The 18,648-nt window shown below is 46.3% G+C and carries 19 protein-coding genes; 8 read left to right on the forward strand and 11 right to left on the reverse strand.

Annotated features, from left to right (window positions below):
- Positions 1 to 139: 139 nt before the first annotated feature.
- Positions 140 to 853 carry a fatty acid metabolism transcriptional regulator FadR gene (gene fadR, locus MHN31_RS02445; protein WP_125560101.1) on the reverse strand — a complete coding sequence of 238 codons (714 nt, stop codon included), beginning with the start codon at positions 851 to 853 and terminating at the stop codon, positions 140 to 142.
- Between the two features lie 222 nt (positions 854 to 1,075).
- Entirely contained in the window at positions 1,076 to 1,678 is a 603-nt protein-coding gene (locus MHN31_RS02450) for a class I SAM-dependent methyltransferase (RefSeq protein ID WP_239443369.1), read from the reverse strand.
- Positions 1,679 to 1,788: 110 nt separating this feature from the next.
- On the opposite strand from MHN31_RS02450, the gene MHN31_RS02455 reads away from it, so the two are divergent.
- Both MHN31_RS02455 and MHN31_RS02460 read left to right on the forward strand, forming a co-directional pair.
- Complete coding sequence (locus MHN31_RS02455) at positions 1,789 to 2,193, forward strand: helix-turn-helix domain-containing protein (protein ID WP_239443370.1); 405 nt, start codon at positions 1,789 to 1,791, stop codon at positions 2,191 to 2,193.
- Between the two features lie 174 nt (positions 2,194 to 2,367).
- Positions 2,368 to 3,540, forward strand: coding sequence for a DUF418 domain-containing protein (locus tag MHN31_RS02460; RefSeq protein ID WP_239443371.1), 1,173 nt, complete (start codon positions 2,368 to 2,370; stop codon positions 3,538 to 3,540).
- Here MHN31_RS02460 and MHN31_RS24340 read toward each other — a convergent pair.
- Both MHN31_RS24340 and MHN31_RS02470 read right to left on the reverse strand, forming a co-directional pair.
- Positions 3,489 to 4,595, reverse strand: coding sequence for an AraC family transcriptional regulator (locus MHN31_RS24340; RefSeq protein ID WP_239443372.1), 1,107 nt, complete (start codon positions 4,593 to 4,595; stop codon positions 3,489 to 3,491). The two genes, MHN31_RS02460 and MHN31_RS24340, sit on opposite strands and share 52 nt — an antisense overlap.
- A gap of 15 nt (positions 4,596 to 4,610) precedes the next feature.
- A complete protein-coding gene (locus MHN31_RS02470; RefSeq protein ID WP_125560095.1) occupies positions 4,611 to 5,018 on the reverse strand; it encodes an NUDIX hydrolase in 408 nt (135 codons plus the stop codon).
- A 174-nt stretch (positions 5,019 to 5,192) separates the two neighbouring features.
- On the opposite strand from MHN31_RS02470, the gene dsbB reads away from it, so the two are divergent.
- Both dsbB and MHN31_RS02480 read left to right on the forward strand, forming a co-directional pair.
- Positions 5,193 to 5,705, forward strand: coding sequence for a disulfide bond formation protein DsbB (gene dsbB, locus MHN31_RS02475; protein ID WP_125560093.1), 513 nt, complete (start codon positions 5,193 to 5,195; stop codon positions 5,703 to 5,705).
- 7 nt (positions 5,706 to 5,712) lie between these two features.
- Positions 5,713 to 6,015, forward strand: coding sequence for a hypothetical protein (locus tag MHN31_RS02480; RefSeq protein WP_138537579.1), 303 nt, complete (start codon positions 5,713 to 5,715; stop codon positions 6,013 to 6,015).
- Between the two features lie 45 nt (positions 6,016 to 6,060).
- On the opposite strand, the gene MHN31_RS02485 is transcribed toward MHN31_RS02480, so the two are convergent.
- Positions 6,061 to 6,219 carry a hypothetical protein gene (locus MHN31_RS02485; RefSeq protein WP_239443373.1) on the reverse strand — a complete coding sequence of 53 codons (159 nt, stop codon included), beginning with the start codon at positions 6,217 to 6,219 and terminating at the stop codon, positions 6,061 to 6,063.
- Between the two features lie 295 nt (positions 6,220 to 6,514).
- Between MHN31_RS02485 and MHN31_RS02490 the strand changes: the two genes are divergently transcribed.
- Both MHN31_RS02490 and MHN31_RS02495 read left to right on the forward strand, forming a co-directional pair.
- A complete protein-coding gene (locus tag MHN31_RS02490) occupies positions 6,515 to 8,866 on the forward strand; it encodes a TonB-dependent receptor (protein ID WP_125560090.1) in 2,352 nt (783 codons plus the stop codon).
- A gap of 11 nt (positions 8,867 to 8,877) precedes the next feature.
- Entirely contained in the window at positions 8,878 to 9,789 is a 912-nt protein-coding gene (locus tag MHN31_RS02495; RefSeq protein WP_125560088.1) for a hypothetical protein, read from the forward strand.
- Between the two features lie 55 nt (positions 9,790 to 9,844).
- On the opposite strand, the gene MHN31_RS02500 is transcribed toward MHN31_RS02495, so the two are convergent.
- Positions 9,845 to 10,138: a ComEA family DNA-binding protein gene (locus MHN31_RS02500; RefSeq protein ID WP_239443374.1), complete on the reverse strand. Its 294-nt coding sequence runs from the start codon at positions 10,136 to 10,138 to the stop codon at positions 9,845 to 9,847.
- Between the two features lie 372 nt (positions 10,139 to 10,510).
- Here MHN31_RS02500 and MHN31_RS02505 point away from each other — a divergent pair, with 372 nt between their 5' ends.
- The gene (locus MHN31_RS02505) at positions 10,511 to 10,822 is read left to right on the forward strand and encodes a YebG family protein (RefSeq protein WP_239443375.1); all 312 of its coding nucleotides are present in this window, start codon (positions 10,511 to 10,513) and stop codon (positions 10,820 to 10,822) included.
- Between the two features lie 67 nt (positions 10,823 to 10,889).
- Here the strand turns inward: MHN31_RS02505 and MHN31_RS02510 are convergent, their stop codons facing one another.
- From MHN31_RS02510 to MHN31_RS02525, 4 genes are all read right to left on the reverse strand, one after another.
- On the reverse strand, positions 10,890 to 12,083 hold the full coding sequence (locus MHN31_RS02510) for an amino acid aminotransferase (RefSeq protein ID WP_125560086.1): 1,194 nt from the start codon (positions 12,081 to 12,083) through the stop codon (positions 10,890 to 10,892).
- A gap of 105 nt (positions 12,084 to 12,188) precedes the next feature.
- Positions 12,189 to 12,848 (reverse strand): GAF domain-containing protein, encoded by a 660-nt coding sequence (locus MHN31_RS02515; protein WP_239443376.1) that lies wholly within the window; start codon positions 12,846 to 12,848, stop codon positions 12,189 to 12,191.
- 114 nt (positions 12,849 to 12,962) lie between these two features.
- The gene (locus MHN31_RS02520; RefSeq protein ID WP_239443377.1) at positions 12,963 to 14,609 is read right to left on the reverse strand and encodes a fused response regulator/phosphatase; all 1,647 of its coding nucleotides are present in this window, start codon (positions 14,607 to 14,609) and stop codon (positions 12,963 to 12,965) included.
- An 18-nt stretch (positions 14,610 to 14,627) separates the two neighbouring features.
- On the reverse strand, positions 14,628 to 14,933 hold the full coding sequence (locus MHN31_RS02525; protein ID WP_010382395.1) for an STAS domain-containing protein: 306 nt from the start codon (positions 14,931 to 14,933) through the stop codon (positions 14,628 to 14,630).
- A 145-nt stretch (positions 14,934 to 15,078) separates the two neighbouring features.
- Here MHN31_RS02525 and MHN31_RS02530 point away from each other — a divergent pair, with 145 nt between their 5' ends.
- Positions 15,079 to 15,408: a stress response translation initiation inhibitor YciH gene (locus MHN31_RS02530; RefSeq protein ID WP_125560080.1), complete on the forward strand. Its 330-nt coding sequence runs from the start codon at positions 15,079 to 15,081 to the stop codon at positions 15,406 to 15,408.
- A 50-nt stretch (positions 15,409 to 15,458) separates the two neighbouring features.
- Here MHN31_RS02530 and MHN31_RS02535 read toward each other — a convergent pair whose 3' ends face one another.
- Complete coding sequence (locus MHN31_RS02535; protein ID WP_194866858.1) at positions 15,459 to 18,452, reverse strand: EAL domain-containing protein; 2,994 nt, start codon at positions 18,450 to 18,452, stop codon at positions 15,459 to 15,461.
- Positions 18,453 to 18,648: the final 196 nt, after the last annotated feature.

Here is an 18,648-nt window from a genome sequence, read left to right on the forward strand (position 1 = left end):
TTCAAAAGGATACAATCGAATTATCCGATAGCAGCCATCTAATAAATTGATGGCACAATGATTAACCATCACCACTGCTATTTTTCGGGCACACAAAAAAAGCACCCTGCGGTGCTTCTTCATATAGGTTTGTTAACCCTTAATCCATGATGTCATCAGGCATGTCGCCACGTAGCTGCTGCCAAATTTCACCTGAGCGATGACCGTATCGACGCATCAGTGTAATCGCGCCGTCGTGCTCGCCTTTTTCTGCCAGCGCTGTCAAATCAGCATAAAACTCACGAGCAAGTTCGCGGGTGCGCGGATCTGAGAAGTAATGACAACCAATCTTTGAATAGAGCCCTTTAAATCCGTTAAGGATCAACACGTAAATTTTATTGTTGCCGGCACTAGCTAGTTGATGATGAACCCGGTAGTCATATTCAGCAAACGCTTCTGCTGTATCTGCAACTTCAGCATGCTTAGACAAAATGTCGACCACAGATTGAGGGTTGAACTTAATGGCCGCACGAGTATAGATAGCACTGATGTTGGTACGTGCAGACAGCAACTGATCGGTCAACTCGGGCACTTTGTCTTCATCCAGCCGCGCAAGTGTCTCAAGAATATTCAGTCCTGACGTTTCCCAGAAATTGTTTACCCGCGTTGGTTTACCATGCTGGATAGTCAGCCAGCCATCACGCGCCAGACGCTGCAATACTTCACGCAAGGTGGTGCGAGTGACACCAATAAGCTCTGACAGCTCACGTTCGGCTGGTAAAATGGAGCCGGGAGGAAATTCGCCATTCCAAATTGACTCGACAATATACTCCTCAGCAAAACCTGCTGGGCTCTTGGCTTTAAAGATTCTCATTTAACACCACTTTTGACAACATAAAGTACGTCGACAAGCCTGTGGTTCTGTGCGTAGCACACCGACAGGCTTCTGCAACTCAATAATCCACTGATTGTACCAGATGATTTAGAACTAACAAGGCATATCTGTACCACGGTGCAACCTCAAATAACATCATGAAGAAAAAGCACGAATAAAGGAACACACCTGGCCAAGTCGCCATACTTTTTTACCGGTACATTAAGGTTTAACGCCAATCCCCTGAACCACAGCAGCCTGCCCAGTATGATATTGTCCTTCTACGACCGGGCGCTCTAATTGTTCAAGGTACGCCCAGTCCAGCCCAGGTAATTCTTCAGCTAGCTGGGTCGCACTCAGCATGGTTTCCACATCATTTCCACCCCCCGTCCCTAACCGGATCTGTTCAGGTGCATAAGCTTCCGTTAAAAATACCCCATTGGGTTTAAGCGCTCTTATCACACGCAAATGTAGTTGCGCGCGCACAGGCCTCGCAAACGGTGCAAATATCGACACTATACTATCCCATTGCTCTGTACCCAGTTCAAACTCAGCCAAATCAGCATGAATAAACTGGACCCGCACATTCATCGCCTCTGCCAGCTGCCGCGCTTTCTCTATTCCTTTAATTGAGGCATCAACAGCCGTTACCTCAAAACCCAGCTTTGCCAGATATACTGCATTACGCCCCTCTCCTTCTGCCAGGCTCAATATACGTTTGCCTCTAAGCTGCTTTACTCTCGCCTTTAAAAAGTCATTCGGCTCTGTGCCATAAGCATAATCAGATGCAGCAAAGCGAACATCCCACATAGGATCAAAATTCATCACGGTCTCCTCTCGTCAAGTGATATAAACCATGCTACAACTTAAAGTCGACTTTAGGTCAAGTACTGATAAGCACACTTTGCCTTCGATTTCAGATCAAAGAGAAACACATGGATATTGCCGATGTCGCCAAAGCCTCCGGGCTAAAACCTTCCACGCTCAGGTATTACGAACAAAAAGGCCTGATCCACAGCGCTGGTCGACGCGGGCTGCGCCGCTATTACGACGCCACAGTGCTGGAGAAGCTCGCACTCATAAACCTAGGTCGCTATGTCGGTTTATCTCTGGATGAAATCGGCCAGATGCTGCTGCCCAAGGGGGTAGACATAGACCGCGCCCTGCTGCGCCAAAAAACCGCAGAGCTGGATAAACAAATTGCCTCTATGCAAGCCATTCGAGACAGCCTTCACCATGCTGCGCACTGCCCGGCGCCTAATCATCTGGCCTGTCCGACTTTTCAGCGACTCATGAAACTGGCCGGAAAGCGCCTAAAACCACAAAAAAGTAAGCTTTAACCGCTTTTTTAAATGCTATGGCCAATCAGAACTTATAACTAACAATATCAGACAGTTAAATGTTTCACTTGCATATTTTCAGTGTACATTGATGTCAATTCCGGTCAGATTAAGCAAGCCGACGATCTGAACATGTTAGCGTTCGGCATAATTTAAATTTAGCTGAGCATTACAATGAACCCACCCAGACAAACTTTACTCGACGTCACCAGGGGCACCGCCGTCCTCGGTATTCTGTTGATGAATATTCGTCTTTTCTCTGAACCCTATGCCGCTTATTTCTCCCCCCTGGCACACACAGACCAATCTATCAGTGGACATCTCTGGTGGCAGACACAGTACCTTTTCGCCGATCAGAAATTTATGGCTATTTTTTCCATGCTGTTTGGGGCCAGTACTGCCCTTATTTGCGATAAACAACTGGCCGTGGGCAAATCACCCTATGGCTACTACCTGAAACGATTGGCCGTTCTGCTGCTCATTGGTCTGATCCATGCCTACCTGATCTGGCATGGTGACATTCTGGTCTATTATGCTCTGTGTGGCCTACTCCCCATGTTATTTGTCCGCGTGCCTGCTTTGTTAACGCTGCTGTTTGGATTACTGATACTGGCTGCTGGTAGTGCCAACAACCTGATGACATTTAATGCACTCAAACACCTGCCAGACCCGGTTTTGTCCGAAGTCGTTGCACAACACTTTGCCCATTCCGTACTCGTCAATCAGGCCGAACTGGACGCTTTCACTTCAGGTTGGTCAGAGCAAGTCAGCATGCGTGCGCAGCTAGCCGCCGAGTTTCACCTCTCGACTTTTCCTGCCTGGGGAGTATTTCGAGTATCGGGTTTGATGCTAATTGGCCTTGCGCTCTATCGATTCGGGTTTATATCGGGTCACTTGTCTTGTCGCTGCTATCGCAATATGGCGCTGCTTGCGACCCCTGCTGGCATGGTTTTATCTTTCACCGGGCTGTGGCTTAACCAGCACCAGCACTGGCAATTCCCGGAGTACTTTTTCAAAAATACACTCTGGAATTACTGGGGATCCGTACTCACTGCATGCGGCTATATGGCTTTACTGGCGTATATCAGTAAACGAGCGTGGCTGAAACCCTGGCTAGATTATATCGCTCAGGTAGGCCGTATGGCTTTGAGTAATTATTTACTGCAAAGCCTGATGTGCACCTTGTGGTTTTACGGACTAGGCTTTTTTGCTACTACCAGGATGTCAGATGCTGTTTTGACCATCATAGTCATCTGGGCTATTCAATTATACGGGTCAAAACGATGGCTAAAACACTATTCATCTGGACCCGTTGAATTACTCTGGCGCAACCTGTCAGGTCGCTGAGACTGAGTACGCCATTTTGCGGGAGTAAGCTGATAGTGCTTTTTAAATGCCGCATAAAATGCAGCCCGGGTACCAAACCCTGAGCGATACGCAACCTCTTCCACCGAACAGTCTGTGGTTGTGAGCAACTCTGCGGCATGCCTGACACGACACCCATTAATATAATCATGATAGCGACTGCCAACATGTTCATTTAATAGCTGCGACAGATTGTGCTGATTGAGTCCAACTCGCTCAGCCAATGTGCTTAAGGTGAGCTCACTGTCCAGAAATAGTTGCTCATCATTCATCAAAGTATCCAGCTTACGCCCATAATAAGCTGACAGCGCTGGCGTCAATCCCGACTTCTGATATTTTTTGCGTACTGCCAAACGTTGCTGTTCGGTGTAGATAACCTCAGGTGAACGGATCACATGCCAGGCTATCAGAAGTAAAAACAACTGCAACGCGGTATTGATGAACACTCTGCTATGCGCCACTGATAACGCTCCGGTTGAGTGTGAAATATGATAGATAATTTCAAACACCAAGATCAGCATATTGAGATAACACAAAGAGTGAAGCCAGCTGAGTTTGACAGGCTCAGGGGCGCCAGGTGCCTGGCGGAGTAGTTGTGATGTTTGCTTTAGCCTGAAATAAGCAGCAATGACATAGACTAGTTCCGCTGGCGCTAGCACGAGCAAAGCTGTTTTATGCGCTATTAGCGGCGCTGTAAGGACTGCCGTTTTAACCAGCACAATGTGCAACAAAAATAAGCCTGCAGGCAAGAAGAGTAAACACCGCTGCCGCTGACTAGCAGTCTGATTAGGGGTCTGAGAACCCACGTATAGATAAAAAAGCGGACCCAGCATCAGTGCCATTGGCACGATAAAAAGGTGCAAGGTGTCACTCGTACCACTGGCAATATCCACCAGCTGTACCAGTCCAATTAACGCAAAATAGCTCAACAGATAACGACTGCTTTTGCGTAGTTTGTGCTCCAAAGACAACAATAAAAACGCAAATAACAGGCAGGTTGTCGCGCTACTTGCCAAAATGAGATCTTGAAATGACACCTGTCTCTCAGCGTTTTAGCTCAGCCCAGAGGGGTTTTGAGCCAATAGATTCTGCAAAGATAAAAACAAGGGCTGTGGCAAAGTATCGGGTGAAAACCATCGCCACTGCAGACATTTTTCAGGTTCCAGTAACTGAGCTTCACCCTCTAAGCACTCCCCCAACATAAATAAGGTGATGTAGTGCTTCCCTTCGCTCTCAAACACATCATTAGTGTAATCCAACCGCGTGACCCGGGTCAGTTCAAGCCCGGTTTCTTCCAGTACTTCACGTCGCGCACACTGCTCTATACTCTCTCCCACTTCAAGATGACCGCCAGGCGTAGCCCAGGTATGGGCGCCATGTGCCCCAATGCGTTCACCCAGTAAAATTTGCCCCCGGCGTTTAATCACCACGGCTACACCGACCCGCACAACTGACTGCATTGCTTATTTTTCCTTTACTATTTGATGCCACAAAAGATACCACATTTGACCTCTGAAACACGCCTGTCCCTGAAACTAATATTACATTCAGCAGTCAAACTGCACGACTAGTCTGAAACCAGTTGCCCGGATGCATTGACAAAGCCATAATAATGGGCAAAAAAAGGAACACTTATGTTAAACAAACTTGCTGAATTTTCTCGCACCCGGCTAGCCTGGGGCTTATTGTTTTTTTCTGCTTTTGTGCTCGAAGCTATCGCCCTGTATTTCCAGTATGGGATGGGTCTTGAACCCTGCATCATGTGTATTTATCAGCGTACAGCCACACTGGGTATTGTCGCTGCTGGTTTGATTGGACTGGCTGCTCCGACGAGCCTGCCTGTGAGACTCATTGCGATGATCTGCTGGGGCGTGTCGGCCATTTGGGGCTGGCTACTGGCAAAAGAGCACATTAGTATGCAAACCACCACAGATCCTTTTGCTTTTACCTGTGACTTTGTGCCTAATTTCCCAAGCTTTATGCCGCTGCATGAATGGCTCCCGGCCTTCTTCGCTGCAACCGGCGATTGTGGTAATATAGACTGGTTTTTCGCGGGTCTGTCGATGCCAGGCTGGATGGAAGTCATATTTGCACTTTACAGCCTCTGTTTCATCGCCTTTGCCGCCGTATTTATTGCTAAAAGATGAGAAGTAAATGGTTTTCAGACTCAGTAAACTTGCCGAATTAAATGACTTTGCACTGCGCGATAAACAACGTATCAAAGCACTGGCTTTGGCCCAGCTGTCGGCATCGCACAAGATTTTGCTTAATATCGCCAAGCTTTTGCTACTGACGCCACTGTTTATGGCACTGGCGTTTATAGAGGGCTGGCTACTGTTACCTGTGCTACTTGTTTGTGGATTGGCATACCCTCTGCTCACCGTACCACTGGAAATACAGTTCGCCCGGCCTCATTTGCACCACGCGATTGCAGAGTTTCGTAAAACACACCCCTAAAAAAGTGGTGCACCGCACCACTTCACTACTCGTCAGCCTCTGGCACTATGCGCGGCAATCAGGTCCTTTGCTTAACTCTTCACACCAGACCGTCCAGGGCTTAGTCGTATATCCGCCCCCAATCTGAGGTGTGTTAGCCTGGTCTAGTACTTTATGTTGTTCATTTAGACGCTTTAGCTTGCAGGTTCTTAATTGTAGTTTCATAGTTTAGCTTCCTTCTGGGTGATTGTTTCATGACCATAAAATCACAAGTACCCTAGTAGCAACAAGTGCAAAAAACATACAAATGTTACAAATTAATGCATTCGACACACTCCATCATATTATTGAAATTTACTGAGCACTCTGCCGACATTCTTCTGCCTAGTTGAGTTTATACACCAGCCCTGCGAGCCACAATTTAGCTGCTATACTCAATGGCAACGATCCGATAGATAGGGTCATTAGAGCTGGATTATTCTCCAGGGAGTAGGAATAATTGTCATTAATAAGGTACTGAATGAACAATAGACTCCCCAGCATCGCGCACTTGTGCGCAAGTTGTGTGCTGTTTAGCTCAATATCCTGGGCCGATACACAGCCCGATAGTGACAACGATGTATTTGCTTTGTCTATTGATGAGCTGATGGAAGTAACCGTTGAGGCACGAAAAGTCAAAGAGGATGCACTGGCTATACCCGTCTCTATTTCCGTCATGTCTGAACAATTTCTGCGCGAACGCAACGTCAATACTTTGCTAGAAGCCGCTTATTTTATTCCCAATATAGATATCACCACGGTCGGCGAAAACTCTGGCTGTACACACTGTGCCAACATTACCATCCGTGGCATTGGTCAGGTTGACCCGCTTCCCACCGTCGATCCCAGTGTGGGGCTTTATCTCGATGGGGTTTACTATGCACGCTCCCCAGGGGGAATTTTTGACCTGTATGATGTACGTCAGATAGAAGTACTACGAGGCCCTCAGGGCGCTATTTTCGGTAAAAACACCATAGGCGGCGCTGTCACTATCTACACACACGACCCCATCGCAGATACTTTTGCAGATGGCGAAATCACGCTGGGCGCTTTTGAGCGCCGAGATGTACGTATGCGCGCTAACCTTGAACTCAACGACTCACTCAGTAGCCGTTTGACATTCACTCACCTCAATCGGGATGGTTTTGTCAGGCGTGACAATGGCGAATTTGAAGGTGGGCAAGATGAGTGGGCGGTCAGCGCCAAGTTCCGCTACCAGGTGACGCCTGAATTAACGACTCAATTATCTGTGGATCAGCGCAGGATCAATTCAGGCTCCGCCCCATCTATCCTTGCAGCTAAAAACGACCAAGCCGACTTGCTAGTGCTATACAACGACTTAGTCACACAAAGTGGCGTTGCTGATCCTTACCCGCCGCTACAGATCTTCGGTTCAGCACACCAAAGCGCTTCGCGCGGCACAAACTTTAACACACTAGATCAATCCGGTGCTTTGCTCTCTGTCGAATGGCAAACCCCACAACAGTGGCAAATAAAGTCCTTGACGGCCTATCGGGAGTTTTACGCAACCTATGGTCGCGATTTTGACAATAACCCGGCTGTCATTGGCGATACGCAGGATTTTCAGCGTCAGTTTCAGTTCAGCCAGGAACTGAATATCAGCGGCAGTGCCCTGAACGATCAACTCAGTTGGTTAGTCGGCTTATTCCATTTTGATGAACACATCAATCATCTGACCGACCTGGTCTTTATCGGTGGGTTATATCAGGCACTGGAAAATGTACCAGGACCATTAGATGGCTCACCACTGAATAACCCCACCAGCATAGGCGGGCCTGGTAACCCGCTCAACATTGGCCTGGACATAGACAGTGGTTTTGACAATGAAGTGGATATTAAAAGTACCGCAATATACACCCATGCCAAATACGCACTGACGCGTCACTGGGCTTTTCATCTTGGTGGGCGGCTTACGTTCGAAGATAAGATGCAACAGGTTCAGAGTGACGCAGACAATGCCGGGGTCATTTTGATAGACAGAACGCAGCAAACACAGGGGCAAAAAAACGGCGGCCCTATTGAACGAAGCTGGCGAGTGTTTTCTCCGCAAGGCGGATTAGAGTATCACTTTAACGACAAACACTTCGTCTATTTGAGTGCATCACGGGGGTTTAAATCAGGTGGATTTAACGGCATTCCGAATTCACCCACCTCAGCTCAACCATTTGACCCCGAATACCTGACGGCTTATGAGCTGGGCTATAAGACCAAATTGCTAGCAGATACTCTTCAACTCAGCGTCGCAGCTTTTGATATGCAGCACAAAGCCATGCAGCTACGGGGTGGCCAATCGACAGACGCCGGCCTTGAGATCTTTATCGACAATGTCGGAGAGACCAGTATTCGGGGCATTGAAGCCAGCTTTGAGGCTATACCTGCACACGACTGGCACCTTTCAGGTAACCTATCATACACAGATGCACAATTTGATTCAGTCGGTACAGCCACACAGGTAACAACAGACAGCACATTAATGCGCTCACCGCGTTGGACTGCAGCATTGGGATTACGTTACCACTGGCCGATTGCACAACAGCAACCAGTTAAGGTGTCACTCAACTGGGGCTTTCGAAGCAAAACGTATAACGATGTATATAATACTGAGCTTGGGGCGCAAGGCAGCTTTGCTCTTTTAAACGCGCGGATCAGTCACGCTATCACAGCACAAATGGAAGTTGCGCTGTTTGTTCGCAACCTCACGGATAAACGCGTGTTAATTGGCGGCAATGACTTTACCGAGGTCTTCGGTGTGTCCGAGCATTACCTGGCCCCTCCCAGAGAGTGGGGTCTCTCCCTGTCTTACCAGTTTTAAAGATGTACATTATGATGACAATCACGCAGTCTGTTTTACTCATGAGCATGGTGGTTTTACATACCTGGATTGCATTTTCAGCAAGTGCTCAGATCCAGCTACTTAGTGATGACCCACTCGACATCGAGATGGTGTTTTCACAGCAGCCTCTCGATATTTCTACAGACTCAAACAACCTGGTGCTAAATTACATCTTAAAAACTTCCCCCTCTTATTTCCGCCCGCCTTTGCTACTAGCTCCGGGTACACGCATCGATCAATTACTACAAAGCAACCTGCCCTTTTGCGCCCTAAACCGGATAAAAACACGGCAGCGAGCAAAACAGTATTTATTCAGTTTACCCGTACATCTTTACCCCAGCCACAGGCTGTACTTTTTACCATTAAATATTGAACTTGCGCCTTTTCTCAACGAACAAGGACAACTAACTGATCTCATTGCCCTTCTCAAGGCACACCCCAGAACGACCTTGCTCACGGAGGCACAGCGCTCGTATGGCGATTATCTGGATACACAACTGGCCAGGGTTGATAAAGCTCAGCTAATCAGACGTCCCGGCGGTGACAGTTATAAGGCAACCATCACCATGTTCGAACGAGGGCGGGTGAGTTTTATTCTGACTTACCCGACAACAATTCAACGCTATGCGAGCAAGCTGACGCTTGAGCAAGTACACAGTATCGAGATAGCAAACAATCCATCATTTGTTCTTGGCCACATTGCCTGCTCTGACACCCCCGAAACCCGGGAGTTCCTTAAAGTTGTCAACGTCGCACTGCAGCACCTGTACCAAACATCGCGTTTTTATGATCTGCATCTGAGGTATTTACCTGAATCAGAGCGTGACTATTTCAAATCACAACTTGAGCAACAAATCACCAAAGCACAAATAAATAATCAGGAAATTTACCCCAAAAAATAATAAAAAGAGCAGCCAAAGCTGCTCCTGGAGATGACCAGACTAATCTGGAACAACGCTAAAATGTCACCTTGCCTTTGAGTTTGGCAAGGATGTTCACACCTATGCCATTCACCCGTAATAATGCGTCCATATCCTGAAAGTCCCCTGCTTCTTCGCGTGAGCGGACAATCGCCTGTGCTTTTTTCATGCCAATACCAGGTAAACGGGTTAACTCTTCGGTGCTGGCACGGTTTACATTCACCGTAGCATCAGCAACTTGCTGAGTTGCTGCAGATGTTTGCTCTGGTTGAGCCATAATAGGAAGTGCGGCAGATAACGCCAATGTCGCTAAGAGTGTTTTGATATTCATCGTGAGATCCCTCAATTAAAATGTCCATGTCGTCGTGTATGCATCACAATGTACACACACAGTTAAAATAAAGTAAATACAGATAAATATGTCAAAATTATGTCTGCTTTTCTTGTTGCTTATTTTTCATCTCACTCTGTTATGCTAATTTTTACAAACTATGCTAATAGCAACCTGGCCTCATTCATTGAGAACAAACAGGTTAGCAATATCTGTTTGTTTTTATTAATAAAGCCTACATAAGATAAGTGCTTACTGTGTTGAGCTATTGCACTTGGATCAGCTATATCGGTACATAACAGCACTTTATCAGTTGTAATTATTGACAAGACAAGTTACTGTACATAAAAACAGTGTTCGTGGAGAGTGATCATGGCGGTTATCGTTAAGTATGTGGTAGAAAGAAATGGAGTAGAGCGTATGACATTTACCAGCAAAAAAGAGGCTGATGCTTATGATAAAATGCTGGATGTTGCAGAAGCGCTTGAAGGCATGTTAGAAAAAGTAGATGTTCCACTCAGTGAGCAACAGGTTGAGTCGCTTGCACTGGAAATTGCCAAACAAAAAGACGATTTTATGGCCATCTTAAAAGGGGGTAAAGTGTCAACAAAGAAAGACACTGAAGAGAAATCCGCTAACAAAAAAGGGGATGATGATAAGGTTACGGCCATCAAACAAGCCTAATGTCTTTGACCAAACTTACAAAAAAGCCAGCTCTTATAAAAGAGCTGGCTTTTTAATAGAAACACGCTTATTTCAGAACAGCAGCAACGGCATCCGCAAAGTAATCGATATTCTCTTTGCTCACACCAGCAACGTTTACGCGGCTGGAACCAACAATATAAATTGAATATTCCTCACGTAATCTGTCGATTTGTGCCTTATTTATACCCAGGAATGAGAACATTCCATTCTGACTTTCAATGAAAGAGAAGTCCTGTCCCGCATCTTTGGCATTCAGATTGTCTTTAAGCAGGCTACGCAGGCCATTAATACGGTCACGCATTTCAGCCAGCTCCTGATGCCACTCCTGAGTCAGCTCCTCGCTACCCAGAATAGTGTTCACAATGTCCGCACCGTGTGCAGGAGGCATTGAGTAGATGCTACGTACAACGCTGAGTAACACGGAGTTGGCCACGTCTGCCACAGCCGTATCCTTAGCAACGAATGAGCATGCTCCGATGCGTTCACGGTAAAGACCAAAGTTCTTAGAGCAAGAAGAACAGATCAGCATCTCGTCGACCGTAGCAGCTAGCAGACGCAGACCCTGAGCATCTTCTTCCAGGCCGCTTCCAAAGCCCTGATACGCAATGTCAACAAGTGGTGTAAAGCCCACATCTTTTGCTAACTCAGCAACGACTTGCCATTGCTCTGCGTTTAAATCCATACCACTTGGGTTATGACAGCATGCGTGAAGTAACACGATGTCACCTTTTGGTACCTGCTTTAGCGCTTCAATCATTTCATCGAACAGCAGGCCTTTGTTTTCATAGTCGTAGTACGGGTATTCTTTAACTGTCAGACCAGCGGCTTCAAACAAGCCAATGTGGTTTGCCCAAGTTGGATTTGTCACCCATACCGTAGCATCTGCATTGCAACGCTTAATAAATTCAGCAGCAACACGTAAAGCACCTGTACCACCTGGCGCCTGAGCTGTTCTGATACGATTCGCCAGTAAGGCCGGGTGTTCATTACCGAGCAACAACTTTTCCATCTTGTCGCAGTAATCCAGGTTACCCGCTAAACCAATGTAAGATTTAGTTGTTTCATTTTCCAGACGAAACGCTTCAGCCTTTTTTACCGCCTTCAGAACCGGGGTATGACCCTGTTCGTCTTTATACACCCCAACCCCTAGGTCAATCTTATTTGGGTTAGTATCTTTTTTATAGGCGGCCATCAGGCCCAGGATTGGATCCGTCGGAAGTGGTTTTAGTTCTGAAAACATGGTTCTCTCTTTTCCTAATTAACGTAAACGAGATTTTCTAACTCGTTTGTCACGGGGTTAACTCTGAGCTCATATTAACATAAGTTGTCGCGAAGACGAGCCCGCTTAGCTTGGAAGATACTCAATCGAGCGAAGACAAGCGGCAACTAAAACTGCCAGCTTGTATTCATCGAAGCACTCCTGCTCAAAAGCTTCTGCATCAATAATCCCCAGACACTCACCCTGTTGATTTAACAGCGGCAAACACACCTCTGCTTGTACTTTAGGGTCGCAGGTATAATACTCGCCTCCCTGAGCCACATAATCAGGGATGTTATTGATCACACGTGCCTGCTCAGACAAATACGTCTGAATGTTGTTTGATGTAGCAGCAAACGTCTCGGTAATCGGAAACAGAGGACGACTGGGTGCACCATAATAAGCCAGCTTTAACAACTGCTGTATTCCTTCAGCCGACCGCGCCTGATAAATCCCAAACCAATCCACCCCTGTGGCAGTTTTGACGTATCCAGCAATGGTCTGTAAACGCGATAACTGCTGTTCGCTTTCATTGTTACGGCTAACATAATCCGTCAGTAAGAAGGGCGCTTCCTGCAAATTACCAAATAGGCTACAACTGCCCCCCTCGCCAAGTTCAGGGATTTGGTATGACCATATTGCACTAAGGCTATGGGTATCAAGGTATGCATCCAGCTCTGAGAGCTGACCCGCCACTGCGGCTTCGCTGATTGATAAATTACAGTGAGAAAGATAGGTAGAAATCATTTGGCCATCCAAACATCTAAATATCCATCAAATTTAACATGGACGAATGGGGTATGCCAGCGTGTTATGAGAATTTTTTATTTTCATTAAGAGAAGCAACAGGGCAAAATCATATCATCGAAGCGAATAAACCAACTCCACCTCGTTACCGACCTGATTATACGTCACACTTTTTGCAATCTCAGAAAGTAACTCGACGCCCCTGCCATGCTCCTGTTGCGATTGATGCAGTGCCGTTGAACTGTGATCGAAACCATTTCCCGAGTCACAGATATTGAAAACCAGGCAAAACTCCTCCGGACAGAAGCGCACATTGATGATGATCAGCGCATCTTTGAGACTTTCCAGTGCTATTGCTCTTTGCTGATAATATTCAATAAAGCCATCGTCCTGATTTTTCAAATCCGATTTCAATCCCAATACACCATGGTCGAGCGAATTGTTGTATGCCTCAGAGAGTAATAAGAACACATTTGACCTGTGCGCGTGCAGACCTTCTACTTGCGACAAGATATCTACTAACTCCAGAACCGGATCGGTATATCTCATCTGTTGCGCATTCAGCGAAATACTAATGTTAAATGGTAGAGTTGAATACTCTGGAGGTAGGGCTTCCGTGGAAGTATCAGGCAGACAGTTAATAATTGCGATGCTCAAATCATCCTGCTGCTCTTTATGCCCACTGTACTCGCGCACTTGCTGAATAATATCCTTCGTCGAGATATCAACTTTGCAACTCAGTACATTGATCAGACGCTGCTCACCAAATAATTCACCATCCGGGGCCTCACTTTCAATAATACCATCCGTTGCCATCACAATACGGGTGCCCACATCCACTTCAAAGTGCAGCGTATTACGCTCAAACTCATCCTCGTCGAGTATCCCAAGAGACATGTGCTGTGACTCGATGGTTTTAAGTACTTGCCCCTGACCATCTATCAGATAGATGTCCGGAAATCCACCTAACCAGGCAGACAGGTTTCTCCCGGAACTGCTGATTTCTATAATAGCGGCAGCGCAAAACATATGACCGGGTAGCAGCGTATTCAATGAACTATTAAGCTCTGCTGCAATATCATTCACCGCCATCCCTTTTTGCACCATAGTGTAAAAAATCTTAGATGCAGGCAACGCCCCCACTGCTGCAGCCAGGCCGTGTCCGGTAAAATCACCTAACAAGCAGTAAAAGCCACCAATCGGGCTTTTTGCCATCAGGAACATATCGCCGTTAAACATTGAGGCAGGTGACAGGTGATAGTCACATAAATCCGCAAAATCTTGCTGCCCAGACAAAGCATTACGGAAAATATGCTCGACGATTTCGTGTTCTCGTTCGATTTGATTGTAGTGGTACTCTAGCTGTTTCTTTTGCTCATGGGCTTCTTTACTGAGCTTTCTCGTTCTGGCATGCGCACGGATCTTGGCAGACAGTACAATTCTGTCGAACGGTTTATGTATGAAGTCATCTCCTCCAACATGAAGGCACTTTTCAAAACTGGCGTGATCTTCCAGCGCGGTGATGAATATCACAGGCAAGTATACATCACCTGCATACTCTTTAATCTTGGGCGCGGTCTCGAAGCCATCCATTACTGGCATCATTACGTCCAACAAAACAATATCCACATCGTGCTCATAGAGCAAATTCAACGCTTCCTGACCATTATTCGCTACCAGCACGTCGTAGTGTTGGTGCTCAAGCATGGTTTGTAGCAATCGACAATTGAGTGGCTGGTCATCCACAACCAAAATTAACATGCACGAATCCCTCGTGAATTAGTCAATATCAAATTTTTTATCGAAGCGTGAAATTTGTAAGATTTTCTTCAGCTGGGGTCTGCAATTACTGATCTGTATACTAGATACCGAATCACCCAGAGTCTTCTTCATGTTGAGCAACATACCTAATGCGGAGCTATCCATGTAGTCAGTGTCGCGAAGATCAACGACCACTTTCTCCGTTTGATTACCTACGTCGGCATAGGCCTGACGAAAAGACTGGACCAAGTTGAAATCAAATTTCCCTTTGATTTGAATCGTTAGAGTTTTTCCATCCGCTGAAGCATTTTTGCTCAGGCTCATCGCAAGCTCCTACTTTGGTTAAATTTTGGTATCCATGATGTTGTTTTAAATATAAACCGATAAGTGAAATTAGCCAAAAAATTATCTCGCTTCATACTGCTTTTTGTTACCATAAGGGTATTAAGATTGATACAGGAGAGGCAAAATGTCAGAAAGTCGTTTGGTGTACTCCACCGAGTCTGGCCGGATCAAACATACCGAAAGCCAGCAAGAACCAGAAGTGAAATTATTTAAAGACGGCGCGGTGCGAATAGAGCGACAGACAAAAGGCCGCAAAGGAAAAGGCGTAATGCTGGTTGTGGGTATCGACCCTGCCGAACACGACCTGAAAAAATTAGCAAAAACCCTGAAAAGTAAAATGGGCCAGGGCGGTGCACTCAAAGACAACATCATTGAGATCCAGGGAGATGACCGCGACAAGCTTAAAACCTTGTTAGAAGCGCAGGGCTTTAAGGTTAAAATAGCCGGCGGCTAACCTCGGCGCAGTGCGAAGTCCGCCCCGAGCCGACTTCGCAGATCAATCCTCTAGTGCGCCTGTTTACCCTGACCAATATCCGGATGCTGACTTTGCATTAAGATTTCATGTTCGGTCAAAGGTGCGCTGTAGTAATAACCTTGCACGATAAAACAATTGTTTCTTTGTAAAAAAGCCACTTGCTCCTGAGTTTCTACTCCTTCTGCAATCACTTTCATGCTGAGCTTTTGCGCCATCGCGATGATAGCCGCAGTGATTTCCATGTCATTAGAGTCCTCAGGGATGTCCTTAACAAAGGACCGATCTACTTTGAGTACGTCAACCGGAAAGCGTTTTAAATAACTCAGTGAAGAGTAGCCAGTGCCAAAATCGTCAATGGACAAAGACACACCGAGTTTTTTCATTTCCAGGAGCTGCTCGATTGCCGCTTCAACGTCTCCCATTAGCATACTCTCCGTGAGCTCCAGGTGCAGCATCTGAGGTGACAGACCAGTCTCTTTTAATGTCATTGCAATGTTATCAATCAGCTCAGCATCTTTAAACTGACGAGCTGACAGGTTGATTGAAATATCTGCGGTGCGGCCACTGCGGCGTAACCTGGCCGAAAACTGGCAAGCCTCACGCAATACCCAAGCGCCAAGCTCTACTATCATACCGGTTGCCTCAGCGATGGGTATAAACTTTGTCGGTGCAATGAACCCTTTTTCAGGATGATACCAGCGCACCAGTGCTTCGTAGCCGACCACTTGCTCTGTAATGCTGTCAATCTGGGGTTGGTAGCGCAGACTGAACTGTCCTTCCTTAATGGCCTGGCGCAGCTCGTTTTCGATATACAAACGTTCGTTGGCCGCCGCATCCAACTCCTGCGAGTAAAAATGGAATGTATTTCGCCCTTTCGCTTTGGCTTCATACATCGCCAAATCTGCGTGTTTCAGCAACTGCTCTTCTTCTTTGCTATCAAAAGGAGCCAATGTTATGCCAATACTGGCACTGACAATCACTTCATTATTGCCAAGCCGGATTGGTTTCGCCAATGTTCGCTGAATGGTATGTGCTACGTCCATCGCATTTTCGCGACTCTCAATCCCGCTGAGCAGAACAGCAAACTCGTCACCACCCAGGCGTGCAATCGTGTCTTCCGCACGCAACCTCTGTTTTAGCCTGTCCGCCACTTCAACCAGTAACCGGTCTCCGGCATCATGACCCAGCGTATCATTAATGCGCTTAAATTCGTCGAGATCAAAATAAAACAGTGCAAAGGCATAATGCCCGCGCTCAGCCAGTGCCATCGACTTACGCAGCTGCATACGGAAAAAAGTACGATTTGCCAGACCAGTCAGGGTATCAAAATAGGCCAGCTCTTCCATTTTCCGCTGGCTCTCTTTAACAAAGGAAATATCCTGAGCCGACGCCACATAGCTGGAAATACGTCCATTCTCTTCTCTGATTGGAGAAATACTCAGACTCACCCAGATCTGTTCATCAGAAACGCCTTGCAGCAGTGTATCACCACGCCAGTAGTTACGACTGCGAAGGTCAAAGTCTATGTCATCGACAATAATCGCCATCTCTTTCGAAACAATGCCGAGCAAAGGCGCACCAATGAAATGCGCTTCATTAAAGCCAGTCATCTCCAGCATTTTGGGATTGACATATTCAATCTTGAATCTGTCATTAGTAATTAACACCCCTGTGCCCGAGAACTCTACGGCCTTACCAAGTCGGTTCGCTTGCTTTTGTGCGGACTCTCTCTCCGACACACGAGTATTAAGCCCATGGATCAATTTACGGGTTTCACCGCTCATATCATTGATTGAGGCGTTTAGCATCCCCAGCTCATCATTAGCATCTGGCAATTCTGGGTGATTAAGCTGACCTTTGCCAAACGACACCAGAGTATCCACAGATTGATTAATGCGCCTGAGGATCAAATGATAGATCACCTGATGCAACAACAGAGAAACAAACAGCCCATAGATGATAAACAAACCAGAGAACTTCCACTTCAGATCATGCAATGCAAACAAAGCCGAGTCCCGTTTTTTGTAATAACCGATATACCAATCCAGCTCGGTCAGGTGAACAACGTTCGCTAAATAAGACTCCTGCTGATACCCAAATTCACTTTGCAGACTAGGTAAGTTAACGCGCAACGTATTTTCTATCATTTCCTGAAAAGCAGCAGGTAAAGCAGCTTTGTCTGCCAGTCGATTATTATGTGCAATGATGCCCATATTGGGTGCAGATAACACCCGCCCCTGCTTATCAAACACAATGTATGCAGACTCTTCAGTGACTTTCGGGAGTCGCCTCAGTAATACGTCGAGCTCCAAATCACTCCCGGTAAACCCTCGATAAACGTCGTCAACATACAATGGCACTAGCACACTCACGACCCACTTACTCCAGACTTCGTCATAATGGATCCCAGACCAAAGTGCCTGACGAGTGGGGTTAAGCTCTTCGCGCAACAGTGGCAACGCATGAATACTGAAATGACTGTTTCCTTTGCCGTCTACTAGCAGAGAATTTGGTGGTGAAATCCGCACAAAGTCATCAGTGGTATGAAGATAAAAGTTGAAAAAGTCTTGCAATAGCAAAGGTGACAAAGAGTTCCAGACGAACTCTGATTCGGTAAGTAATGCCTGAGTCTTTTCGTTCAAGTTTTTGGCTGGTAAGTAGGCCGCAGAAATACCGTTAGCCGCAATACTATTGATGCGCTCATCGTGTCGATTTATTTGCACCTGCTGTTCTGATGAAGTTTGTCCGGCTTGCTCTGAAAACAAGGATCTACTGACCACCATATTGGCTTGCTGAGCCAGCTTTTTCTTTAGTGTCAGAAACTCAGAGAAGTGCATCAGGGTTTGTTCACTTTGCACTCTCAACTCATGAAATTCTTCATAAACAAGCTGCTTTTCTTCGGTTTTCAACATTAGAGCAGCAGCAATTGCCCCGGCAATCAAACAAACAGCGGCAGTTAACACCGGAAGTTTGACACTGAGCGAGTTAAAACCAAAGCGAGACACAGGTCGTCGATAGCCCACGATAAACCTTTTAGCTAGTTATAGTTTTTTCATGATAAGTGCGCAGAATATACCAGATCATGAGTACCCTCGCCAAACACTTTGCCAGATATGTCTCAATTCGGGCTTGTATAATGAAAATGATCTGTGCTAATAATAGCGTTAATTAAATTAAGCACCAAAATTTAGACAGATTTATGACTTTAACAACACGCAA

The sequence above is a fragment of the Pseudoalteromonas sp. McH1-42 genome (genome assembly GCF_022347845.1).
Classification (GTDB): Bacteria; Pseudomonadota; Gammaproteobacteria; order Enterobacterales; family Alteromonadaceae; genus Pseudoalteromonas; species Pseudoalteromonas rubra_D.

Excerpts from the sequence above, each read along its gene's own strand:
- fadR (WP_125560101.1), bottom strand. The coding sequence starts at position 853 with ATGAGAATCTTTAAAGCCAAGAGCCCAGCAGGTTTTGCTGAGGAGTAT.
- MHN31_RS02450 (WP_239443369.1), bottom strand. The coding sequence starts at position 1,678 with ATGAATTTTGATCCTATGTGGGATGTTCGCTTTGCTGCATCTGATTAT.
- MHN31_RS02455 (WP_239443370.1), top strand. The coding sequence starts at position 1,789 with ATGGATATTGCCGATGTCGCCAAAGCCTCCGGGCTAAAACCTTCCACG.
- MHN31_RS02460 (WP_239443371.1), top strand. The coding sequence starts at position 2,368 with ATGAACCCACCCAGACAAACTTTACTCGACGTCACCAGGGGCACCGCC.
- MHN31_RS02470 (WP_125560095.1), bottom strand. The coding sequence starts at position 5,018 with ATGCAGTCAGTTGTGCGGGTCGGTGTAGCCGTGGTGATTAAACGCCGG.
- dsbB (WP_125560093.1), top strand. The coding sequence starts at position 5,193 with ATGTTAAACAAACTTGCTGAATTTTCTCGCACCCGGCTAGCCTGGGGC.
- MHN31_RS02480 (WP_138537579.1), top strand. The coding sequence starts at position 5,713 with ATGGTTTTCAGACTCAGTAAACTTGCCGAATTAAATGACTTTGCACTG.
- MHN31_RS02485 (WP_239443373.1), bottom strand. The coding sequence starts at position 6,219 with ATGAAACTACAATTAAGAACCTGCAAGCTAAAGCGTCTAAATGAACAA.
- MHN31_RS02490 (WP_125560090.1), top strand. The coding sequence starts at position 6,515 with ATGAACAATAGACTCCCCAGCATCGCGCACTTGTGCGCAAGTTGTGTG.
- MHN31_RS02495 (WP_125560088.1), top strand. The coding sequence starts at position 8,878 with ATGATGACAATCACGCAGTCTGTTTTACTCATGAGCATGGTGGTTTTA.
- MHN31_RS02500 (WP_239443374.1), bottom strand. The coding sequence starts at position 10,138 with ATGAATATCAAAACACTCTTAGCGACATTGGCGTTATCTGCCGCACTT.
- MHN31_RS02505 (WP_239443375.1), top strand. The coding sequence starts at position 10,511 with ATGGCGGTTATCGTTAAGTATGTGGTAGAAAGAAATGGAGTAGAGCGT.
- MHN31_RS02510 (WP_125560086.1), bottom strand. The coding sequence starts at position 12,083 with ATGTTTTCAGAACTAAAACCACTTCCGACGGATCCAATCCTGGGCCTG.
- MHN31_RS02515 (WP_239443376.1), bottom strand. The coding sequence starts at position 12,848 with ATGATTTCTACCTATCTTTCTCACTGTAATTTATCAATCAGCGAAGCC.
- MHN31_RS02520 (WP_239443377.1), bottom strand. The coding sequence starts at position 14,609 with ATGTTAATTTTGGTTGTGGATGACCAGCCACTCAATTGTCGATTGCTA.
- MHN31_RS02525 (WP_010382395.1), bottom strand. The coding sequence starts at position 14,933 with ATGAGCCTGAGCAAAAATGCTTCAGCGGATGGAAAAACTCTAACGATT.
- MHN31_RS02530 (WP_125560080.1), top strand. The coding sequence starts at position 15,079 with ATGTCAGAAAGTCGTTTGGTGTACTCCACCGAGTCTGGCCGGATCAAA.